Origin of the sequence: Streptomyces sp. B1866 (assembly GCF_031932565.1) — a bacterium.
Lineage (GTDB): Bacteria > Actinomycetota > Actinomycetes > Streptomycetales > Streptomycetaceae > Streptomyces.
On sequence record NZ_JAVSCF010000675.1, the window covers coordinates 1 to 210 of the forward strand.

1 protein-coding gene is annotated in these 210 nt (G+C 72.4%); it reads left to right on the forward strand.

Annotated elements, in window-relative coordinates:
• On the forward strand, nt 1-210 hold a 210-nt coding region (locus RKE29_RS30740; protein WP_312008950.1), incomplete at both ends, for a hypothetical protein.

A 210-nucleotide genomic window follows, 5' to 3' on the forward strand; every position in this document is an offset into this window, starting at 1 on the left:
GGTTCAGGCGCACGGTGCCCAGGACCGCGTTGCCGTGGTCGGATCGTTGCGGCGTAACGAGGGCGGACTGGGCCGGTTCGTGGCCTCTCTCGCGGAGGCGCACGTCGCCGGGCTGGGGGTGGACTGGGCTGGTTTCTACGCCGGGACGGGTGCGCGTCGGGTGCCGTTGCCGACGTACGCGTTCCAGCGGGAGCGGTTCTGGCTGACGCC